Annotated in this window: 15 protein-coding genes and 1 pseudogene; 13 read left to right on the top strand and 3 right to left on the bottom strand. The window is 70.5% G+C overall.

The annotated features are described in order from the left end of the window. Positions 1–20 precede the first annotated feature (20 nt). The gene (locus ACFYMC_RS17230) at positions 21–986 is read left to right on the top strand and encodes an ROK family protein (RefSeq protein ID WP_388525441.1); all 966 of its coding nucleotides are present in this window, start codon (positions 21–23) and stop codon (positions 984–986) included. A gap of 39 nt (positions 987–1,025) precedes the next feature. Here ACFYMC_RS17230 and ACFYMC_RS17225 read toward each other — a convergent pair whose 3' ends face one another. Further along, positions 1,026–2,033 carry a TAXI family TRAP transporter solute-binding subunit gene (locus ACFYMC_RS17225; RefSeq protein WP_388525345.1) on the bottom strand — a complete coding sequence of 336 codons (1,008 nt, stop codon included), beginning with the start codon at positions 2,031–2,033 and terminating at the stop codon, positions 1,026–1,028. A 53-nt stretch (positions 2,034–2,086) separates the two neighbouring features. On the opposite strand from ACFYMC_RS17225, the gene miaB reads away from it, so the two are divergent. Next, positions 2,087–3,592 (top strand): tRNA (N6-isopentenyl adenosine(37)-C2)-methylthiotransferase MiaB, encoded by a 1,506-nt coding sequence (miaB, locus tag ACFYMC_RS17220; RefSeq protein ID WP_388525342.1) that lies wholly within the window; start codon positions 2,087–2,089, stop codon positions 3,590–3,592. Between the two features lie 221 nt (positions 3,593–3,813). Then, positions 3,814–4,533, top strand: coding sequence for a class III extradiol dioxygenase subunit B-like domain-containing protein (locus tag ACFYMC_RS17215; protein ID WP_388525339.1), 720 nt, complete (start codon positions 3,814–3,816; stop codon positions 4,531–4,533). Between the two features lie 86 nt (positions 4,534–4,619). On the opposite strand, the gene ACFYMC_RS17210 is transcribed toward ACFYMC_RS17215, so the two are convergent. Then, positions 4,620–4,877 (bottom strand): antitoxin, encoded by a 258-nt coding sequence (locus ACFYMC_RS17210; RefSeq protein WP_388525336.1) that lies wholly within the window; start codon positions 4,875–4,877, stop codon positions 4,620–4,622. 256 nt (positions 4,878–5,133) lie between these two features. Between ACFYMC_RS17210 and miaA the strand changes: the two genes are divergently transcribed. The 6 genes from miaA to hflX all read left to right on the top strand — a co-directional run bounded on the left by miaA (position 5,134) and on the right by hflX (position 13,222). Beyond that, positions 5,134–6,072 carry a tRNA (adenosine(37)-N6)-dimethylallyltransferase MiaA gene (gene miaA / locus ACFYMC_RS17205; protein ID WP_388525334.1) on the top strand — a complete coding sequence of 313 codons (939 nt, stop codon included), beginning with the start codon at positions 5,134–5,136 and terminating at the stop codon, positions 6,070–6,072. Positions 6,073–6,213: 141 nt separating this feature from the next. Continuing rightward, a complete protein-coding gene (locus tag ACFYMC_RS17200; protein WP_388525438.1) occupies positions 6,214–6,723 on the top strand; it encodes a hypothetical protein in 510 nt (169 codons plus the stop codon). A 69-nt stretch (positions 6,724–6,792) separates the two neighbouring features. Next, positions 6,793–7,659 (top strand): diaminopimelate epimerase, encoded by an 867-nt coding sequence (gene dapF / locus ACFYMC_RS17195; RefSeq protein WP_388525331.1) that lies wholly within the window; start codon positions 6,793–6,795, stop codon positions 7,657–7,659. 233 nt (positions 7,660–7,892) lie between these two features. Then, positions 7,893–10,016, top strand: coding sequence for a RelA/SpoT family protein (locus tag ACFYMC_RS17190; RefSeq protein WP_388525329.1), 2,124 nt, complete (start codon positions 7,893–7,895; stop codon positions 10,014–10,016). Between the two features lie 98 nt (positions 10,017–10,114). Then, positions 10,115–11,560: a M1 family metallopeptidase gene (locus tag ACFYMC_RS17185; protein WP_388525327.1), complete on the top strand. Its 1,446-nt coding sequence runs from the start codon at positions 10,115–10,117 to the stop codon at positions 11,558–11,560. 174 nt (positions 11,561–11,734) lie between these two features. After that, the gene (hflX, locus tag ACFYMC_RS17180; RefSeq protein ID WP_388525325.1) at positions 11,735–13,222 is read left to right on the top strand and encodes a GTPase HflX; all 1,488 of its coding nucleotides are present in this window, start codon (positions 11,735–11,737) and stop codon (positions 13,220–13,222) included. A 121-nt stretch (positions 13,223–13,343) separates the two neighbouring features. Here hflX and ACFYMC_RS17175 read toward each other — a convergent pair whose 3' ends face one another. Next, entirely contained in the window at positions 13,344–14,528 is a 1,185-nt protein-coding gene (locus tag ACFYMC_RS17175; protein WP_388525323.1) for a trypsin-like serine peptidase, read from the bottom strand. A 341-nt stretch (positions 14,529–14,869) separates the two neighbouring features. Between ACFYMC_RS17175 and ACFYMC_RS17170 the strand changes: the two are divergent. From ACFYMC_RS17170 to ACFYMC_RS17155, 4 genes and pseudogenes are all read left to right on the top strand, one after another. Then, a pseudogene (locus ACFYMC_RS17170) lies at positions 14,870–16,275 on the top strand (diaminobutyrate--2-oxoglutarate transaminase family protein). 28 nt (positions 16,276–16,303) lie between these two features. Beyond that, positions 16,304–18,163, top strand: coding sequence for an IucA/IucC family protein (locus ACFYMC_RS17165; protein ID WP_388525321.1), 1,860 nt, complete (start codon positions 16,304–16,306; stop codon positions 18,161–18,163). 13 nt (positions 18,164–18,176) lie between these two features. Then, the gene (locus ACFYMC_RS17160; protein WP_388525319.1) at positions 18,177–18,941 is read left to right on the top strand and encodes a GNAT family N-acetyltransferase; all 765 of its coding nucleotides are present in this window, start codon (positions 18,177–18,179) and stop codon (positions 18,939–18,941) included. Between the two features lie 100 nt (positions 18,942–19,041). Further along, positions 19,042–20,823: an IucA/IucC family protein gene (locus ACFYMC_RS17155; protein ID WP_388525316.1), complete on the top strand. Its 1,782-nt coding sequence runs from the start codon at positions 19,042–19,044 to the stop codon at positions 20,821–20,823. Positions 20,824–20,883: the final 60 nt, after the last annotated feature.

The raw sequence follows: 20,883 nt of genomic DNA, 5'->3' as shown, positions 1-20,883 counted from the left end.
TCGAAGCCCGTACCGCCGTCCTGCAGGCCCGTGTCGACGAGGGCGCGGGGGCCACCGTCGCCGTGGACATCGGCGGTACCAAGATCGCCGGTGCTGTGGTTCACCCGGACGGCTCGCTGTCGGGGTCCACCAGGCGTCCCACGCCCCGTACCCCGGACCCCGAGGAGGTCATGAACGCGGTCGAGGAGGTCGTCGCCGAACTCGCCTCGGATGCCTCGTGGGCGGAGGTCCGCCGCTGCGGCATCGGTAGCGCGGGTCCGGTGGACGCCCGGCTCGGCACCGTCAGCCCCGTCAACATCGGCGCGTGGCGGGGGTTCCCGATCCGGTCGCGGATCAAAGAGGCCCTCGCCCGTCACGGTGCGGACGTTCCGACGGCGCTGGTCGGCGACGGTGTGGCGATGGCCGCCGCGGAGCACTGGCTGGGCGCGGCCCGTGGGCGCGACAGCGCGCTGTGCATGGTCGTCTCGACCGGAGTGGGCGGCGGCCTGGTGCTGGACGGTCGCTTGCATCCCGGGCCTACCGGCAACGCGGGGCACATCGGTCACATCAGTGTGGACGTGGACGGCGTGCCCTGCGCCTGCGGCGGCCGAGGTTGTGTGGAAGCCATCGCCTCGGGCACCTCCATCGCACGCTGGGCCGCCGAACAGGGCTGGCGGGCGCCGGGGACAGACCGTTCGGCTGTGGCCGTCGCGGCCTCGGCGGCGGCCGGTGACGCCGTTGCCCTAGCTGCCTTCGACCGGGCCGGCCGCGCCCTGGCCGCCGCCATAGCGGCCACCGCCACCCTGGTCGAAACGGAGGTGGCCGTCATCGGTGGTGGAGTCGCCGCCTCGGGTGAGGTCCTGTTCGCACCGCTGCGCAAGCACCTGCGCACCTACGCCACCCTCAGTTTCGTACGCGAGCTCGAAGTCCATCCGGCGGAGTTGGGCACCGACGCCGGACTGGTCGGTGCGGCTGCTGCCGCCCGTCAGGTGCTGGCACCCGTCTGAAGCCGCACCGCGGTCCGCGGTGCCGGCGGACAGCGGGTCTCAGGGTTTGACGGACCTGTAGTACCGCCCCGCCCCCTCGTGCAGCGGCAGCGGGTCGGTGTAGATCGCGGTGCGCAGGTCCACCCGCTGCGCGGCGTGGACCCGGCGGGCGATCAGATCCCGGCTGTCGATCACGGTCCGGGTGAAACGTTCCGTGAGCACCGGGTCCGCGCGTTCGGTCGTCACCAACAGGTTGGGCACCGCGATGGTGGCCACCGCAGCCCCGTTCCTGGCCCGCGGATAGGCGTCGGCCGGCATCACCGCCGCCCGGTAGTGCCGGGTCGGGCTGCCCGCGCGCTGGAGTTCCGCCATCAGGTCGTCCAACGGAACCAGTCGGATCGGGGTCCGCTCGGAAAGGTCCCGCACGGCGGTGGTGGGCAGCCCTCCGGACCAGAAGAAGGCGTCGATCGTGCCGTTCTCCAATGCCCTCGGCATGGCGTCGATGCCTATCGAAACCGCTGTGACGTCCCGAGCGGGATCCAACTTCGCGGCGGTCAACAACCGGTCGGCGATCAGCCGCACACCCGAGCCGGGGGTCCCGACGGCCACCCTCATCCCGCGCAGGTCGGAGGTGCGCTGTACGTCCGCCCGGTCCAGCACCACAAGCTGCACGTAGTCGTCGTACAGGCGGGCGCAGCCGCGCAGCAGGTCCGCGCCCGGTTTCGCGTCCCGCTGGTACTTGGCGACCGCGTCGGCCGCGGCGATGGTGAAGTCAGCGGAGCCCTGGGTCAGCCGATCCAGGTTCTGCTGGGAGCCCTCGCTCGTCACCAGCCCGACCCTCACCTCAGGCAGATCCCGTCCCAGCGCCTGGCGCAACAGCTCTCCGTAGCGCTGGTAGACGCCCGTACGGGCCCCCGTGCTGAACGTCAGCTCTCCGCGGGGCGTGGCGCCCCCCAGCGGGAGCAGCCACCACAGGAGCAGGCCGCACACCAACGCCGCAGCAACCGTCCCCTGCAGGGCGCGGCTCCTGCGGATCCGGCGCAGCCGCTGGGGAAGTGCGAGGGGCATGTGCGTGATCCTGCCAGCTCGGTCGGCACCCGACCACCCCTTACCCTGGACGGGTGAGCGTGAGCGAGGAAGCCGGTTTGAAGACGTACGAGGTGCGCACCTACGGGTGCCAGATGAACGTGCACGACTCGGAGCGTCTCTCCGGTCTGCTGGAGGACGCCGGATACGTGCGTGCTCCCGAGGGTACGACGGAGGGCGAGGCCGACGTCGTCGTCTTCAACACCTGCGCGGTGCGGGAGAACGCCGACAACCGTCTTTACGGGAACCTCGGCCGCCTGGCCCCGATGAAGGCCGCGCGCCCCGGGATGCAGATCGCCGTCGGCGGATGCCTCGCGCAGAAGGACCGTGATTCGATCGTGGAGCGCGCACCCTGGGTGGACGTCGTGTTCGGCACGCACAACATCGGCAAGCTGCCGGTGCTGCTGGAGCGGGCCCGCATCCAGGAAGAGGCGCAGGTCGAGATCGCGGAGTCGCTGGAAGCCTTCCCCTCGACACTCCCCACGCGACGGGAGTCGGCGTACGCGGCCTGGGTCTCCATCTCCGTCGGCTGCAACAACACCTGCACCTTCTGCATCGTCCCGGCCCTGCGCGGCAAGGAGAAGGACCGCCGCCCCGGCGACATCCTCGCCGAGGTGGAGGCGCTGGTGTCCGAAGGCGTCTCGGAGATCACCCTGCTCGGCCAGAACGTCAACGCCTACGGCTCCGACATCGGTGACCGCGAGGCCTTCAGCAAGCTGCTGCGGGCCTGTGGCCGTGTCGAGGGTCTGGAGCGGGTGCGCTTCACCTCGCCCCACCCGCGGGACTTCACCGACGACGTGATCGCCGCGATGGCCGAGACCCCGAACGTCATGCCGCAACTGCACATGCCGCTCCAGTCCGGCTCGGACACGATCTTGAAGGCCATGCGTCGCTCCTACCGGCAGGAGCGCTTCCTCGGCATCATCGAGAAGGTGCGCGCCGCTATCCCGCACGCCGCCATCTCCACCGACATCATCGTGGGCTTCCCCGGCGAAACCGAGGAGGACTTCGAGCAGACGATGCACACGGTGCGCCGAGCCCGCTTCGCGAACGCGTTCACCTTCCAGTACTCCAAGCGCCCCGGCACCCCGGCTGCCGAGATGGACGGGCAGATCCCCAAGGCGGTCGTGCAGGAGCGCTACATGCGGCTCGTCGCACTGCAGGAGGAGATCTCCTGGGAGGAGAACAAGAAGCAGGTCGGCCGCACCCTCGAAGTCATGGTCGCCGAGGGCGAGGGCCGCAAGGACGGCGCCACCCACCGCCTGTCCGGCCGGGCGCCCGACAACCGTCTGGTGCACTTCACCAAGCCGGAGGCCGCAGTACGCCCCGGTGACCTGGTGACCGTCGAGATCACCTACGCGGCACCGCACCACCTACTTGCCGAGGGCCCCACGACGTCCGTGCGTCGTACGCGGGCGGGTGACGCCTGGGAGAAGCGCAACGCCGCGCCGGCCCAACCCACGGGGGTGCTCCTGGGGATCCCCACGCTGGGGGTGCCGGCCCCGCTGCCGGTGGCCACCAGCGGATGTGCGATCGACTAGCTCTGGTCCGGGTGCGCTCCGAGGAGGTGCCTGCGGCGGGTCGTGATCGCACCCCCGGTCCGCCGGCGGCTGTGGAGCGGTGGTAGGACCGGGCTGACGCTCGACGAACCGTACTCGGTCCCCGGCGGAACTTCCCGGCTGAGCTGTCATCGCGGGGCCGCGGGCCTCCGGGCCGGCGAAGGGCTGACTGCGCTCCTGCCGCGGGTACTAGGCTGCCGATCATGCTCGTAGCCGCTGCCGTATGTCCGTGCCCCCCGCTGCTGGTTCCGCAGCTCGCCGCGGGCGCCGCCGCCGAACTCGACGCCCTGCGGGTCGCGTGTTCGGACGCCGTTGCGGTCCTGGCCGCATCCCGGCCCGATCTACTGGTCGTGCTCGGTCCCGCGCGGGGACCGGAGCGGCCGGGTGTGTACCCGGAGGGAACCGGGGGTTCCTTCCAGGGCTTCGGCGTGGACCTCTCGGTGCGGCTGGGACAGCCCTTCGCGGCGAGGGCGGAGCCGGCGCAGGAACTGCCCGCGTCCCTGGCCGTCGCGGCCTGGCTACTGGGGCGCTGCGCGTGGACCGCCGCGCCGGTAGAGGGGCTGGCCCTGGGGGAAGAACTCGCCGAGGACTGCTTTCGCGCGGGCCGTGATCTCGCAGCTCGCGCCGGTCGGGTCGCCCTCCTGGTGATGGGGGACGGCAGCGCCTGTCGCACCCTGAAGGCACCCGGCTACCTGGACGTGCGTGCCGCGCAGTTCGACGAGGGCCTCGCCCGCGCACTGGGCACGGCCGACGTCCGTGCCCTGGCGGAGATCGACGTGGCGACGGCGCGGGAACTCCAGGTGGCCGGACGCGCGCCCTGGCAGGCCCTTGCCGGCGCCGCGGAGGGGGCGGGGCTGGACGGTCGGCTGCTGCGCGCGGAGGCGCCCTATGGCGTCGGATACTTCGTGGGCACCTGGTCCTGACGGGCACCCTCGCCCGAGGCATACCCGCGCCTGCGGCCCCGGGCGGAGGTCAGGTGCTCTGCCCGGGGTGCTGTCACGGTGCCGTCTCAGGATGCCGGGGGTGAAGGCGGGGTCGGGTCGGCGCCGGGAGCGCCGTCCTTGTGGGCGATCCGGCCCACGGCGCCCTTGGCCTTGTCCGTACCGCTAGCGATCTTGTCGCTGTACTTGCCCTTGGTCCTGGCGTCCACAGCCTTCGCTGCCTTGTCCAGGTTCTCCCCGATCCTGCCCTCGTGCTGCTGCGCGAGATCGCTGACCTTCTCCTTGGCGGGGGAGAGCTTCGCCTTCAACGTGTCCAGCAGGCTCATGGGTGACCTTCTCCTGACGTCCTGGGGGCTCCACCGGCCGGCGCCCGCCGGCTGCGCCCCGGTGCTGCGACCGGTGGCGAAGACTGGCGAAAACGCCCATTACTCCTTCTTGAACGTTAGCCGCAGGGCGGAAGTTCCGCGTGGTGGGAACGGGTGCCTCTGCTGCCCGAGCGCCGTGGCGCCGTGGTGTCCACCGCCAACAGCGCTCCGGACCCGGTGGGTCGGAAGCGCGCGCACGGTTTGCGAGACTGGGGCGGTGAGAAGTGCAGCCCCCGCACCGCGGGTCATCGCCGTCGTCGGACCCACCGCGGCCGGAAAGTCCGACCTGGGTGTGGCCCTCGCCCACCATTTCGACGGCGAGGTGATCAACGCCGACTCCATGCAGCTGTACCGGGGCATGGACATCGGCACCGCGAAGCTGACCCTTGAGGAACGCGACGGGGTACCGCACCATCTCCTCGACATCTGGGAGGTGACCCGGACGGCGAACGTCGCCGAGTACCAGCGCCTCGCCCGCGCCGAGATCGACCGTCTCCTGGCCGAGGGGCGCACCCCCGTGCTGGTGGGCGGTTCCGGGTTGTACGTGCGCGGTGCCATCGACGCGCTGGAGTTCCCGGGCACAGATCCCGAGGTTCGGGCCCGACTGGAGGAGGAGCTCACCCTCCGGGGCCCCGGCGCCCTGCACGCCCGACTCGCCGCCGCGGACCCGGCCGCCGGGAAGGCGATCCTGCCCAGCAACGGCCGGCGCATCGTGCGGGCGCTGGAGGTGATCGAGCTCACCGGCCGCCCCTTCACGGCGAATCTGCCGGGCCATGACTCGGTGTACGACACCGTGCAGATCGGTGTCAGCGTGGGCCGACCCGAGCTCGACGAGCGCATCGCGGTGCGGGTGGACCGGATGTGGGAGGCGGGTCTGGTCGAGGAGGTGCGCGCCTTGGAGGCCCGGGGCCTACGCGAAGGCGTCACCGCGTCCCGCGCCCTCGGCTACCAGCAGGTGCTGGCCGCGCTCGCCGGTGACTGCACCGAGGAGGAGGCCCGCGCCGAGACTGTGCGCGCCACCAAGCGTTTCGCGCGTCGACAGGAGTCCTGGTTCCGACGCGACCCGCGTGTCCACTGGTTGAGTGGCGCCGCCTCAGAGCGGGCGGAACTCCGGCAGCTCGCCCGGTCGTTGGTCGAACGAGCGGTCACAGCCTGATCACGTGATGGCATCGGGACGCTCCGGGCGCACATGCTTGGCCCCGGGTCGTGCCATCATCAAGCTTCAATCGACATCAGCTTTCAGCTTCGACGTTCGCCGATCGACGAAGGAAGTCCGACTGGGGGAGGGCGCGTGGCGATGGATGCCGGCCCTCGTGACTCCGGGCGGGACGCACCGGAGACGACTTCCGGCGCACTGGGCGAATCCGCCCCCCGCTCCGGCTCCGAGACGGTCCCCACTGCTGGGTCCGGCCTGCCCGCCGAACCGGACCGCCTGAGCTCCGACGGGCCGGAGCACGAAGAGCCGGTTCCCGAGTACGAGGTGGAGCTCCGGCCTCGCCGGCGGCTGCGCCTGTGGCAGCTGGCTCCGATCGTCTCGCTCGCTGCGGCCGGTTCGCTGATGTTCGCCTTCCCGCTGGCCTTCGAGTTCGGCGACGGCGGTGCGGTGGTCGCCATGCTTGGCCTGTTGATCAGCTGCTGCGCCGCAGGCTGGGGAATGATGGCCGCCCGTCGGGTCGGGCACACCTGGCCGGGCCTGCCCGCCCGGGGCTCCGGTGGGCGCCCCAACTGGTGGGTGGTGGCCCTGTACGCGGGCATCGTCTTGACCCTCGCCGTGCTCGCCGTATGGCGGGTGGCCCGGCTCCGCTGAACCATGGCAGCCAGCTGACCAGCCGAGAGGCGCTCAGCCCGAACTTCGGCGACTTTGTACGATGGCTCGGTGACCGATACCACGCAGATCGCCTACCTCAAGGGCCACGGGACCGAGAACGACTTCGTCATCCTCCCCGACCCGGACAATGCGCTGGACCTGCCCGCGGAGCTCGTCGCACGACTGTGTGACCGCCGAGCCGGCCTCGGCGGCGACGGAGTCCTGCATGTGGTGAGGTCGGCGGCGCACCCGGAGGCTCGGGCGATGGCCGGCGACGCCCCGTGGTTCATGGACTACCGCAACAGCGACGGCTCGATCGCGGAGATGTGCGGCAACGGAGTACGTGTCTTCACGCGCTACCTCCAGCACGCCGGTTGGGTGTCGGCCGGAGAGCTCGCGGTGGCGACCCGTGGTGGGATCAAGCGTGTTCACCTGTCCAAGGACGGCGATGTCACCGTCTCGATGGGCCGCGCCAAGCTGCCCGCCGGTGAGGTCGCAGTCGCCGTGGGCGGGCGCAACTGGTCCGCGCGCAACGTCAACATGGGCAATCCGCACGCCGTGGTCTTCGTCGAGGACCTCGCGGAGGCCGGGGACCTCTTCGAGGCCCCTGCGGTGTCGCCGGCGGCTGCCTATCCCGAAGGCGTGAACGTCGAGTTCGTGGCCGATCGCGGTCCGCGGCACGTGGCGATGAGGGTCTACGAACGTGGTTCCGGTGAGACCCGGTCCTGCGGCACCGGTGCCTGCGCGGTCGCCGTTGCAGCCGCCCGCAGGGACGGAACGGACCCGGCGGTCACCGGCGAACCGGCCAGCTTCACCGTCGACGTACCCGGGGGCACCCTGGTGATCACCGAGCTGCCGGACGGCTCGATCGAGATGACCGGGCCCGCCGTGATCGTCGCCCAGGGGACCTTCGACCCCGACTGGCTCAGCCACTGATCAAAGGCTCCTCAAGAGCTGGTCATCGGTTGACCAAGGAGACTGGCCGCCCAGCTGGGGCTAAACCATTGAAAATTGGAAAATTCTTCCGATCTGAGCATCGCTCGAATGGGTGATCCGGTTCACGCTCAGCGAGAGCGGGACTGCGGCACGTGGTGGGCTCGGTAGCATCAAGCACCGGCCCGGCGGGTCACACCAGGCCCGCACACCGCCGGTCGACGCCGGAGGTGCCCATGAGTGCAGAGGCCACGAACCCCGACGCCTGTCCCGAGCAACGCCCGGCCCCCACCCCGGGCCGCCGTCGCGGGCGCACGCGCCTCGATCTGCGCCGGCTCGGGCGGGCTGCCCTGCTCGGCCCGGCGAGCCGCGACCGGCTGCCCGACGCGATCGGCCACGTCGTCGACGCGCATCGCGCCCACCACCCCGAGGCCGATCCCGGCGTCCTGCACCGCGCCTACGTGCTGGCCGAGTCCTCGCACCGCGGGCAGATGCGCAAGAGCGGGGAGCCCTACATCACCCATCCCCTGGCGGTCACCCTCATCCTCGCGCAACTCGGCGCCGAAACCACGACGCTGACGGCCTCGCTGCTGCACGACACCGTCGAGGACACCGAAGTGACCCTCGATCAGGTGCGGACGGAGTTCGGTGAGGAGGTCTGCTTCCTGGTCGACGGCGTCACCAAACTCGAAAAGGTCGACTACGGCGCCGCCGCGGAACCTGAGACCTTCCGCAAGATGCTCGTCGCCACCGGAAACGACGTCCGGGTGATGTCCATCAAGCTCGCCGACCGGCTCCACAACATGCGCACCCTCGGCGTGATGCGTCCGGAGAAGCAGGCTCGGATCGCCCGCGTCACCCGGGACGTGCTCATCCCGCTCGCCGAGAGGCTCGGCGTCCAAGCTCTCAAGACCGAGTTGGAGGACCTCGTCTTTCAGATCCTCCACCCCGAGGAGTGCGCGCGCATCCGCTCCCTGATCGCCACCCACACGGCGGACGGAGCCGATCCGTTGCCCACCATCGCCGAGGCGTTCCGCGCCGCGCTCAAGGAGGCGGGCATCCCCGCGGACGTCCAGGTACGCCCCCGGCACACCGTCTCCGTGCACCGCATCTCCCACAAACGCGGGACCTTGCGCGGACCCGACTTCGGCAGGCTGCTGGTCCTGGTGGGCGAGGACGCCGACTGCTACGGGGCGTTGGGGGAGTTGCACACCTGCTTCACCCCCGTCATCTCCGAGTTCAAGGACTTCATCGCGGTTCCCAAGTTCAACCTGTACCAATCACTGCACACAGCGGTCGCCACACCCGCCGGTGAGGTCGCCGAAGTCCTCATCCGTACGCGCCAGATGCACCGCGTGGCGGAGGCGGGCGTTATCGCTCTCGGCAACCCCTATCCGGCCGTCCCGGAGCCTGCCGAGCCCTCCGGGGCCGCCGAGGAGCGGGCCGACCCGACCCGCCCCGGCTGGCTCTCACGGCTCCTCGACTGGCAGCAGTCCGCCCCGGACCCCGACACCTTCTGGAGCTCCCTGCGCGAGGAACTCGCCCAGGACCGGGAGATCACCGTGTTCTGCTCCGACGGCGGAGCGCCCCGTGCCGTCAGCCTGCCCGCGGGGGCGAGCTGTGTGGACGCCGTCTACGCCCAGTACGGGGAGGCCGCCCACGCGTGCATCGGCGCGCGGATCAACGGCCGCCTCGCAGCTCTCGGCACCCTGCTGGTCGACGGTGACACCGTGCATCCGCTGCTCGCCCAGGACGCCTCTGCGGGGCCATCCCCGGAGTGGCTCGACCACGCGCGCACACCTGCCGCGCGGATCGCCATCAGCGGTTGGCTCCGGGCGCACCCCGGCGGCAGCCAGGTGCAGCCGGTCGCCCCGCGCGCCCCCCTCGCGGTCACCTCTGCCCGTGGGACCGGGGTGAACGCGGTCGCCGAACTACCCGACGCCACCGTGCGACTCGCCGGCTGCTGTACACCCGTCCCACCCGACAGGGTCACCGGATTCGTCGTACGAGGGGGCGTGGTGACCGTGCACCGGGTTCAGTGCGCGGCCGTGGAGCAGATGAGTTCCGTCGGTCGGACCCCGGTCACCGTGCACTGGCGGGCGACCGCGGACTGTCGGGTCACTCTGGTCGCCGAGTCCTTCGGTCGTCCCCATCTGCTCGCCGATCTCACCGAGGCGATCTCCCGGCAAGGGGCGGACATCGTGGCCGCCACCGTCGACCCACCCACCGCACAGCGAGTCCGCCACACATACACCCTCCAGCTGCCCGACGCGACCGGGTTGCCCGCCCTGATGCGGGCGATGCGCGAGGTGGCGGGGGTCTACGACGTGAGCCGGGCCCAGCAGCCAGCAACCGCCTGAGCCGCCGCGGCCCGGGGGCGTTCGGGGCCCCGACCCTTTCGGGTGGGGCTCGTGCGCGCCGCACCCGCCTCCTCCCCGGTCGCTGGTAGCGGTACACCATGCAGCTCACCTCCCGTCGCCTGCGCGCCGCCCTGCTCGCTGCGACTTCGCTCACCCTGGTCGCCGCCGTCCTCCCGCCGCCCGCCCCTCTCGGCATCGGCGACCCCCTCTTCCCCGCGCTCGGCAACCCGGGCTACGACGTGCTCGCCTACGACCTCTCGTTCACCTATCGCGGCAACAACCAAGAACCCCTCGACGCGGTGACGAAGATCGATGCCCGCGCTCTGGCTTCCCTGGAGCGCGTCAACCTCGACTTCACCCACGGCGAAGTCTCGTCCGTCGAGGTCAACGGGCTTCCCGCCGAGTTCGCCACGGCGGGCGAAGACCTCGTACTCACCCCCGCCCGAGCGGTCACCACCGGGTCTGCACTGCACATCACCGTCCGTCACACCAGTGATCCGCGAGGTCGGGCCGATGGCGGCTGGGTGCCCACCGAGGACGGGCTGGCCATGGCCAACCAGGCCGATGCCGCGCACCGCGTCTTCCCCTGCAACGACCACCCGGCGGACAAGGCCTACTTCACGATCAGCGTGACCGCTCCCGAGGAGCTGACCGCCGTCGCGGGCGGTCTGCCCGTCTCCCGGAGTCGATCCGGCACCTCCACCACGTGGACGTACCGGACCGCGCACCCGATGGCCACCGAACTCGCCCAGGTCTCCATCGGCCGTTCGACCGTGCTCCACCGGCAGGGGCCGCACGGTCTGCCGATCCGTGACGTGGTGCCCACCACGGAGCGGGGCCGCCTGGAACCCTGGCTCGCCAAGACCCCCACCCATCTGGAGTGGATGGAAGAGAGAGTGGGGCGCTATCCCTTCGAGAACTACGGGATCCTCGTCGCCCAGGCCACGACGGGCTTCGAGCTGGAGACACAGACCCTCTCACTCTTCGAGCACCGGCTGTTCACCGAGCCCGGCTATCCCGCCTGGTACGTGGAAGCGGTCATGGTCCATGAGCTCGCCCACCACTGGTTCGGCAACAGCGTCACCCCGCGCACCTGGTCGGACCTCTGGCTCAACGAAGGACACGCCACCTGGTACGAGGCGCTGTACGCGGACGGACTTGGAAAGTACTCGCTGGAGCGCCGCATGCGGGAGGCCTATCAGCGCTCTGACCAGTGGCGGGCCGCGGGTGGGCCGCCAGCGGCCCCCAAGGCCGCCGCACCGGGCCAGAAGATCGGCCTGTTCCGCCCCATCGTGTACGACGGCAGCGCCCTGGTGCTCTACGCGCTGCGCCAGGAAATGGGCAGCGCCGCCTTCGAACGGCTGGAGCGGCGCTGGGTGAGCGAGTTCCAGCACGGCACCGCCGGTACGGCGGACTTCATCCGCCTAGCCTCCCAGGAAGCGGGACGTGACCTCGCCGGCTTCCTCAAGGACTGGCTCTACGGCAGCACCACCCCGTCGATGCCCGGTCACCCGCAGTGGCGGTCCACCGAGCCGGCATCGTGAAACCCGCGTGACGGCCCCAGCTGGCCCGTGTCACTATCGACAGGTCGGTGACCACGCCGGGTGTACCCGAGGGGCCCGCGGGAACGTTCCACAGGAACCACTCCGCGGGAATCATCGGATCCCGTCACGCGTTGTCACCGACGTCAGGAGATTCCCAATCGACGTAAGGACCCAATGACCTCCTCTTCATCTTCTTCCCAGGAAGCGCTGGACGCGCAGAGCTTTACCGAGAGCCTTCGGGCCGATGCCCTGATGGAAGAGGACGTCGCCTGGAGCCACGCGATCGACGGAGAGCGGGACGGCGAACAGTTCGACCGCTCGGAGCGCGCCGCCCTCAGGCGGGTGGCCGGTCTCTCCACCGAGCTCGAAGACGTCACCGAAGTCGAGTACCGCCAGCTACGTCTGGAGCGCGTGGTTCTGGTCGGGGTCTGGACCTCGGGGACGGTGCAGGATGCGGACAACTCACTCGCCGAGCTCGCGGCGCTCGCCGAGACGGCGGGTGCCCTCGTACTCGACGGGGTGATCCAGCGCCGCGACAAGCCTGACCCGGCCACCTACATCGGCTCGGGCAAGGCGCAGGAGCTGCGCGACATCGTCCTTGAGACCGGGGCCGACACCGTCGTGTGCGACGGCGAGCTCAGCCCCGGACAGCTCATCCACCTCGAAGACGTGGTCAAGGTGAAGGTGGTCGACCGGACCGCCCTCATCCTGGACATCTTCGCCCAACACGCGAAGTCCCGAGAGGGCAAGGCGCAGGTCGCCCTCGCGCAGATGCAGTACATGCTGCCGCGGCTGCGTGGCTGGGGCCAGTCGCTGTCCCGGCAGATGGGTGGCGGCGGCGGTGGCGGCATGGCCACCCGAGGCCCCGGTGAGACCAAGATCGAGACCGACCGTCGTCGGATCCGCGAGAAGATGGCGAAGATGCGCCGGGAGATCGCGGAGATGAAGACCGGGCGGGACCTCAAACGGCAGGAGCGGCGCCGTAACAAGGTGCCCTCGGTCGCCATCGCCGGGTACACCAACGCGGGCAAGTCCTCACTCCTGAACCGTCTGACGGGGGCGGGCGTCCTGGTGGAGAACTCCCTGTTCGCCACCCTCGACCCGACCGTTCGGCGGGCCGAGACCCCCAGCGGGCGGCTCTACACTCTGGCTGACACGGTGGGCTTCGTGCGGCACCTGCCGCACCACCTTGTGGAGGCCTTCCGCTCCACGATGGAGGAGGTCGGTCAGTCCGACCTGATCCTGCACGTGGTCGACGGATCACATCCGGCCCCGGACGAGCAGTTGGCCGCGGTCCGCGAGGTCATCCGAGAGGTCGGAGCGGTGGATGTGCCGGAGATCGTCGTGATCAACAAGGCGGATGCCGCTGACCCCCTCGTGCTGCAACGACTGTTGCGCATCGAGCGACACTCGATCGCGGTGTCGGCCCGGACGGGCATGGGCATCGAAGAGCTGCTCGCACTCATCGACTCCGAACTGCCCCGTCCGCAGGTCGAGATCGAGGTCCTGGTGCCGTACACCCGCGGGGCGCTGGTGTCCAGGGCTCACGCCGAGGGCGAGGTGATCTCCGAGGAGCACACCCCGGAGGGCACGCTGCTGAAGGTGCGGGTGCACGAAGCGCTCGCCGCTGACCTCGCCGCACTGGTACCGGCGACGCACTGACGCCCCGGCCCCGGGCCCGACCTTCACCACGGGAGTGAAGGCATGGGCCCGGGGCGCTCGGTGCGGCCACTGCGGGCGCCAGCCCGGGTTGCGTCCCCCGCCAGCTGGACGGTCCTTGGCGTCAGTGAGGGTTCCTTCGGCTCATCGCCTGGAACACCGACCGGGCTGCCGCATCGAGCCGCGGACCCGCCAGCCAGCTCGCGTCCTCTGGACCTATCGAGGTGTTCGACACCAGGGCGGGGCGGCCATCGCGGCCCTGTGCCACCCAGCCGCCACCGGAGGAGCCACCAGTCATCGTGCATCCGATCCGGTACATCACCGGGTCGGTCGCGTTCAGTGAAAGCCGTCCCGGCCGGTCCGTGCACTGGAAGGCACGCTGGCCGTCGAACGGTTCCGCGGCCGGGTAGCCGATCGCCGTGATCCGCTCGATCGCCGCGGTGGGGAGCGCGTCGAATTCCACCGGCAAGGCCGAGCCGACGACCTCTTCCAACGAAGCGCCGTCGCCCTCCTCCGGCGTGACGTGGAGGACCGCGTAGTCGTACGGCGCCCCACCACCGCCCACCGGAGCCCCCTGAGTCAGCCACTGCGGTGAGGCCGAGGCCCAGTCGCTCCACCACACCCCGTGCGGCGCCACCTGCTCGCGGGATGCTCCCCGCAGCCCGTCAGCGAGCTTGCCCGCATCGTTGTAGGAGGGCACGAAGGCAATGTTCCGGTACCAGCCGCCTTCCTTGCCGGCGTGCACACAGTGGCCCGCCGTCCACACCAGGTTCGACCTGCCGGGTCGGGCGGGGTCCGCAACCACGGTGCCCGAGCACACCATGGAACCCTGCGGCCCGTCGAAGAAGACCTTTCCCGCTTCGGGGGCGCTCGCCCGGTACGGGGCGGGTAGTGGTCTGGCCCGCACCGGAACCGGGGCCGGGTCGCTGGCCGCCCGGCCGGCGAGGAGGTTCGCCTCACTGACGGGCTCGTCCGGCTCGATCGCCCGACGCATCCGGTCCGGGTCCCAGAGGTCCTCGATGATCGGGTTGATGTAGTCCTCGGCCTCGCGTAGCCAGTCCTTCTTGCTCCAGTCCCGCCAGGCGCCGTCCCGCCACTTCTCCCAGTCGAGGCCGTGCTCCTTCAGTTTCTCCCGCAGCTCGTCCGGAATCCTGATTCCGCCCGGTTCACCAACTCCCTGCGCCGGGCGGTCCGACGTGCTGCTGTCGGCGTCGGTGTTGCAGGCCGTGGCCGTCAGGACGAGGGCGGCACTCAGGCCAGTGGCCCCCAGCAGTCGTTGGACGGCGAGGGCTCGGCGTATCGGTCGCATGTCTTCAATCCCCCTGGGACTTCGAGGTGCGGAGGGTGCAACCCCCCACTATGCCGGTGAGGTTCGAGGCGCCACAGTGCCCTCCGGTAGTGCCTCGGCGCATGCCGGGCGCATCCGTCCTCTCGTCTGCCCGCGCACCGGAGCAAGCTCGCGCGCTGGGGCGTGCGCTCCGTTGCTGGTGGCTGACCGGACGCGACCTCGGATGCGTCAACCGCCCCCATGGGAAAGGAACTTCCGCCGTTGGCCGTGCTCTCCTGCCGGCACCGTCGTTGGTACGTCCAGGGGACCCAGGTCCCTTGTACGCGATCTTTGGAACCCTTACCCGGGAGGAGTCAACAGAGTTGGCCTTGAGCGAGCCCGCCGCTTCGCCGGCACCGAGTGCCGGACCTGAAGGCATCCTCCGTCGCCAGACGATGCGGGAATCCGCGGCCCGGACCTACGCACGGTCGTTGCCGATCGTCCCGGTCCGCGCACGGGGCCTGACCATCGAGGGCGCCGACGGCCGCCGCTACCTGGACTGCCTCTCGGGCGCGGGGTCCCTGGCGCTGGGGCACAACCACCCGGTGGTCCTGGAGGCCATCCGCGAGGTCCTCGACTCGGGTGCACCCCTCCACGTGCTGGACCTGGCCACGCCCGTCAAGGACGCCTTCACCACGGAGCTGTTCAAGACGCTGCCGACGGGCCTGGCCGATCAGGCCCGGGTGCAGTTCTGCGGCCCGGCCGGCACCGACGCGGTCGAGGCCGCACTGAAACTCACCCGCATCGCCACCGGACGGGCCGGCGTCCTGGCCTTCAGCGGCGCCTACCACGGTATGTCCGCAGGTTCCCTCGAAGCCTCCGGCGGAGCCCGGGAGAGCCGGGTCACCAGGCTCCCTTACCCACAGGACTACCGCTGCCCCTTCGGGACAGGGGGCGTGCACGGGGCCGAACTCGGTGCGCGCTGGACCGAGAGCCTGCTGGACGATCCCAAGGGCGGGGCCGCTGAGCCCGGTTGCATGATCCTGGAGCCGGTGCAGGGCGAAGGGGGCGTCCATCCAGCTCCTGACAGCTGGTTGCGTCGGATGCGAAAGATCACCGCCGACCGTGGGATCCCCTGATCGCAGATGAGGTCCAGACCGGCGTCGGACGAACCGGTCGCTTCTGGGGGGTCGACCACGCCGGGGTGGTTCCCGACGTGATGGTCCTGTCGAAAGCCATCGGTGGCAGTCTTCCGCTCGCCGTCATCGTCTACCGCGCGGAGCTCGACGCCTGGGGGCCGGGCACGCACGCCGGTACCTTCCGGGGTAACCAGTTGGCCATGGCGGCAGGAGCCGCCACCCTCGCCTTCGTCCGCGAGAACCAACTCGCCGACCGGGTTGCGGCGCTGGGAGCGCAGATGCTCGCCACCCTGCGCGGACTCGCGGCGGAGCACGCCTGCCTCGGGGACGTCCGGGGGCGTGGCCTGATGATCGGCCTGGAGATCGTGGACCCCGAAGCCCCCGCGCGATCGCGGCCGGACGACCTCCCCGAACCGCATTCCCGCGCAAACCGGGCCGGCTGGACGGCACCCGCGCCCGCGGACCCCCTCATGGCGGTGGCTGTGCAACAGGAATGCCTCCGACGGGGCCTCATCGTCGAACTCGGCGGGCGCCACTCCAGCGTGATCCGGTTGTTGCCGCCCCTGACCCTCACGGACGAGCAGGCCGCAGCCGTCCTCGACCGGCTCGCCGACGCCCTCACAGCAGCCGGCGACAACCGGCGTCGCTAGCCCGAAAACCGCCCCTAAGGAACCGCCGGTGAACTCCAGCCCTGGACCCGATCCCGCCGATGGCGCCCGACACCACAGCCCACAGGAAGAAGCGGCCACCGTGCCGCGGCAGGGCACCGCTGGTAGCCGTAGCCGTCCTGCCGCGGACCTCCGCCTCCGCCGGGACCTGCGGCCGGACCCGCTCGACGACCCTGATCCCGAAAGGGCTGCCGAAGCCGCCGGGGTGGAGAACCTGCTGCGGTGCTGGGTGCGCGAACGGAACCTGCCCCGACCGGCCGGACCCGTGCTCGACATCCCGCTACCCGCTTCCGCTTCCCTGCTGCGCGTTCCGGTGCGCTACTGGTCCCCCTGTGGCTGGCACCGCTTCGAGGCCCCGCGACTGGACGGCGCCTCCTGCCGAAGCCCTTCCCTCGATGCCGTGACCCTGGCCGCCCTGCTGGTGCGGGAGGGCGGATCGAGCAGCGGATCCGCCCTCGTGGGTCGGGTCGCCGACTCGGTGCGCCGGACCACGGAGTTCCTCGCGTTCAGGCGTGGCGAGGTCGAGCCCCGGCCCGGTGCCGACCCCTTCCTCCAGGCGGAGCAGTCCCTCCTGCTCGGCCACCCGCTCCAGCCCGACCCCAAGAGCCGGGAGGGGATCTCGGAGGCTGAATCCCGACTCTTCTCACCCGAGCTGTCCGGCTCCTTCCCGCTGCACTGGCTCGCAGTGGACCGTTCACTGCTCGCCACCGACTCCGCCTGGACCGAAGGCGGCCGTACCCTCCCAGCCGAACAACTCCTCACCCGCCTCGCAGGAGACCTCCGCCTTCCACCCGGTACCGTCCCCCTGCCCGTCCACCCCTGGCAGGACCACGACCTACCGCACCGACCACCCGTCAAGGCGCTCATGGACTCCGGTCTACTGCACCAGCTAGGTCCGCACGGTGAGTCCTGGCACCCCACGTCCTCCGTGCGCACGGTGTACCGCCCAGGCGCCGCCGCGATGCTCAAGCTCTCCCTAGGTGTGCGCATCACCAACTCCCGCCGGGAGAACCTCCGTAAGGAACTCCACCGGGGCGTGGAGGTCCACCGGCTGCTGCGCGCCGGACTCGCCGCGCAGTGGCGGGCCGCGCACCCCGCCTTCGACATCGTGCGGGATCCGGCCTGGGCCGCGGTCGACATCCCTGACGGAGGCCCGGCTCCGGGGCTGGACGTCGTCCTGCGGCACAATCCCTTCGGCCCGAAGGACGACGTCGCCTGCGTCGCCGCCCTCACCTCGCCCCGGCCAAGGCCCGGCGGCAACGGGATGGTCTCCCGGCTCGCCGAGATCGTTTCACGACTCGCGGCGGCGACCAGCCACACCGTCGAGGCCGTCGCCGCCGAGTGGTTCCTGCGCTACCTCGACCAGGTGGTGCTGCCGGTACTCGCCCTCGACGCGTTGGTCGGTGTCGCCCTCGAAGCCCACCAGCAGAACACCCTGGTCCTCCTCGACCGCCAGGGTTGGCCCGTCGGGGGCCGCTTCCGCGACAACCAGGGCTACTACTTCAGGGCTTCCCACCAGGCAACCCTCGAAAGCAGGCTCCCGGGGATCGGGGCGACCAGCGACACCTTCGTACCCGACGCCGTCGTGGACGAGCGTCTTGCCTACTACCTCGGGGTCAACAACCTGCTCGGCCTGATCGGAGCCTTCGGATCGCAGCGTCTCGCCGACGAGCAGATGCTCCTGGCCGCCCTGCGAGGCTTCCTCGCCAAGCACACCCGACTCGGGCCGCTAGCAACCCACCTACTCGACTCGCCGACCCTGCGCTGCAAGGCAAACCTCCTGACCCGACTGCACGGCCTCGACGAGCTTGTCGGTCCCGTGGCCACCCAGTCCATCTACGTGACTATCGCCAACCCCCTCCACGCGTGACCGAAGGACTCCTGTGCCCTCCGTAGAAACGGAAGCCGACCAATGCACCACCTCACAAACGTCTCGACCGCGGGCCGACTGCGAGGACACCCTCGACCTGCGCATTCCCGCCGAGCTGCTGGAGTTGTGCACTCAAGGACCCCCGACAGCGCTCGGGGACGGTCTGGGACACCCAGCACCGGGCCGACTCCCACAGCCGGACGGGGCCGGCCTGCTGGACCGCCCGGCGAGTTGGGGCCCGACCACGACACCGGCAGGGCGCTTCCAGCTGGTCCCGCTCCGCCCGGGCAAGGACCTGGGACGGCTGGTCCGATGGATGAACGACCCAGCAGTGGCCGCCTTCTGGGAGCTCTCCGGGCCGGAATCCGTGACGGCGGCGCACGTCCGTGCGCAGCTCGACGGGGACGGCCGTAGCTTTCCCTGCCTGGGTACTCTGGACGGCCGGCCGATGAGCTACTGGGAGATCTACCGGGCCGACCTCGACCCGATCTCCCGGTTCTACCCGGCGCGCCCCCACGACACGGGCATCCATCTGCTCATCGGAGAAGCCGCAGATCGGGGTCGGGGCGTCGGCACCATCCTGTTGCGGACGGTCGCCGATCTGATCCTTGACCACCGGCCCCGCTGCAACCGCGTCATCGCGGAACCGGACATCCGCAACACCTCTTCCGTCTCCGCCTTCCTGGGCTCCGGATTCCGTCTCGCCGGGGAAGTGGAACTCCCCAACAAGCGCTGTGCGTTGTTGATTCGAGAACGCGCACTGCGCAACCTGCTCTGAGACCGGGCACACCCCGCCCGCTTCCGGCAGGCGTGAGGCGAACAAACCACTGCTCCCTCCACGTATGCCACAGCCGTCGCGTTCCCCCGCAGGAGTCCTCGTGCCGAACTCGTCCATCAGCTCTGACTCCCCACCGCAGATCCCAGCAGAACTGAACCGCAGTACCTGGGACCGTGCCGCTCGCAAACTGCTCGCAAAGATGATCGGCGAGTTCGCCTACGAAGGGGTCATCTCGCCCCGCCCCGCCGCCGAGCCCGGCCACTGGACCCTGGTCCTCGACGACGGCACGCTCCTGGGCTTCGCCGCCGCACGCGGTTCCTACGACTCCTGGCGGGTCCTTCCCGACTCCCTGAGCACGGGGGACCCCTTCGCCTTCCTGGTAGCTGCCCGCCGGCTCCTCGACCTCGACGGTGCCACCCTGGGCCACCTCATCCGGGAACTGAACCACACCCTGGCGGCCGACACCCGCCTGGAGCGCACCGCCCTCACGGCCGACCTGCTGGCCGAGCTCGGCTACGCCGAACTCGAAGGCCATCAGACCGGGCACCCGTGGATCGTGCCCAACAAGGGCCGCCTCGGATTCTCCGCCTCCGACACCGCGGCCTGGGCGCCGGAGGCGCGGACGCAGGTCCGATTGCCCTGGCTGGCAGCCCGTACCTCTATCGCCGAGTACCGGGGCGTTGGCGCGCTGGCTGATCCCCGCCGGCTCTACTCGCGGGAGCTCGACCCCGCCACCCGGGACCTGTTCGACCGACACCTGCGCGATCTGGACCTCGACCCCGGTGGCTACCACTACCTCCCCGTTCATCCCTGGCAGTGGGACCAGGTGGTCCTCCCGCTGTTCGCCGGCTCGCTCGCTTCCCGGGAGCTGGTTCCACTCCCAGCCGATCAGGACCTGAGACTGCCGCAACAGTCCGTCCGCACCTTCCTGAACACCTCACGCCCCGAGCGCCACACGGTGAAGCTGCCCCTATCGGTGTTGAACACCCTCGTGTGGCGAGGCCTGCCCACGGAACGGACCCTCGCCGCGCCCGCCGTCACCGCTTGGGTGCACGCCGTACGGGACGGCGACCCCTTCCTCCGTGAGACGTGCCGGGTGATCCTGCTCGGCGAGGTGGCCTCCGTCACGGTGGCCCACCCCGTCTACGACCGGCTGCCCGAGGTTCCCTACCAGTACCGCGAGTTGCTCGGTGCGATCTGGCGGGAACCGCTGCTCGACCAGCTCGGACCGGGCGAGCGGGCCCGTACCCTCGCCTGCCTCCTGCAGGTGGACCGTCGAGGGCGAGCCCTGGCCGAGGAGCTCGTCACCCGTTCGGGTCTGACCGGCGTTGCCTGGCTGCGCCGCCTCTTCGCAGCGCTGCTGCCACCTCTGCTGCACTTCCTCTACCGCTACGGCACGGTCTTCTCGCCGCACGGGGAGAACACCATCGTCGTCTTCGACGAACACGACACGCCGGCCCGACTTGCGGTCAAGGACTTCGTCGACGACATCAACATCAGCTCCGAGCCTCTGCCTGAACACGAATCCGTACCGGAGGAGGTCCGAGCGGTTCTGCTCACTGAGCCGCCGGCGTTCTTGACGCAGTTCATCCACTCGGGGCTCTTCGTCGGGGTGTTCCGCTACCTCGCCCCGCTCTTCGAGGACCGCCTCGGCGTTCCGGAAAGGGACTTCTGGGCGATGGTTCGGGCGGAGATCATCCACTATCAGTCCGGATTCCCCGAGCTGAAGGACCGCTTCGAGCTCTTCGACCTGCTGGCACCTCGCATCGAACGCCTCTGCCTCAACCGCAACCGCCTGCACGCGGACGGCTACCGTGACCAGCCTCGACGCCCGCACGCTGCCGTGCGCGGCACGGTGCCCAACCCCCTCCACCAGCCGTGAGCGGATCACCTGGGATCCCTCCGTTCTGGAACCGTGCTGTCAGTCCGGCCCCGTAGGCTG

The sequence above is a fragment of the Streptomyces sp. NPDC006879 genome, assembly GCF_042869595.1.
Lineage (GTDB): Bacteria > Actinomycetota > Actinomycetes > Streptomycetales > Streptomycetaceae > Streptomyces.
This window is presented reverse-complemented; position numbering and strand designations above follow the sequence as displayed.

Excerpts from the sequence above, each read along its gene's own strand:
- ACFYMC_RS17225 (WP_388525345.1), bottom strand. The coding sequence starts at position 2,033 with ATGCCCCTCGCACTTCCCCAGCGGCTGCGCCGGATCCGCAGGAGCCGC.
- ACFYMC_RS17215 (WP_388525339.1), top strand. The coding sequence starts at position 3,814 with ATGCTCGTAGCCGCTGCCGTATGTCCGTGCCCCCCGCTGCTGGTTCCG.
- ACFYMC_RS17210 (WP_388525336.1), bottom strand. The coding sequence starts at position 4,877 with ATGAGCCTGCTGGACACGTTGAAGGCGAAGCTCTCCCCCGCCAAGGAG.
- ACFYMC_RS17200 (WP_388525438.1), top strand. The coding sequence starts at position 6,214 with ATGGATGCCGGCCCTCGTGACTCCGGGCGGGACGCACCGGAGACGACT.
- ACFYMC_RS17190 (WP_388525329.1), top strand. The coding sequence starts at position 7,893 with ATGAGTGCAGAGGCCACGAACCCCGACGCCTGTCCCGAGCAACGCCCG.
- ACFYMC_RS17185 (WP_388525327.1), top strand. The coding sequence starts at position 10,115 with ATGCAGCTCACCTCCCGTCGCCTGCGCGCCGCCCTGCTCGCTGCGACT.
- hflX (WP_388525325.1), top strand. The coding sequence starts at position 11,735 with ATGACCTCCTCTTCATCTTCTTCCCAGGAAGCGCTGGACGCGCAGAGC.
- ACFYMC_RS17175 (WP_388525323.1), bottom strand. The coding sequence starts at position 14,528 with ATGCGACCGATACGCCGAGCCCTCGCCGTCCAACGACTGCTGGGGGCC.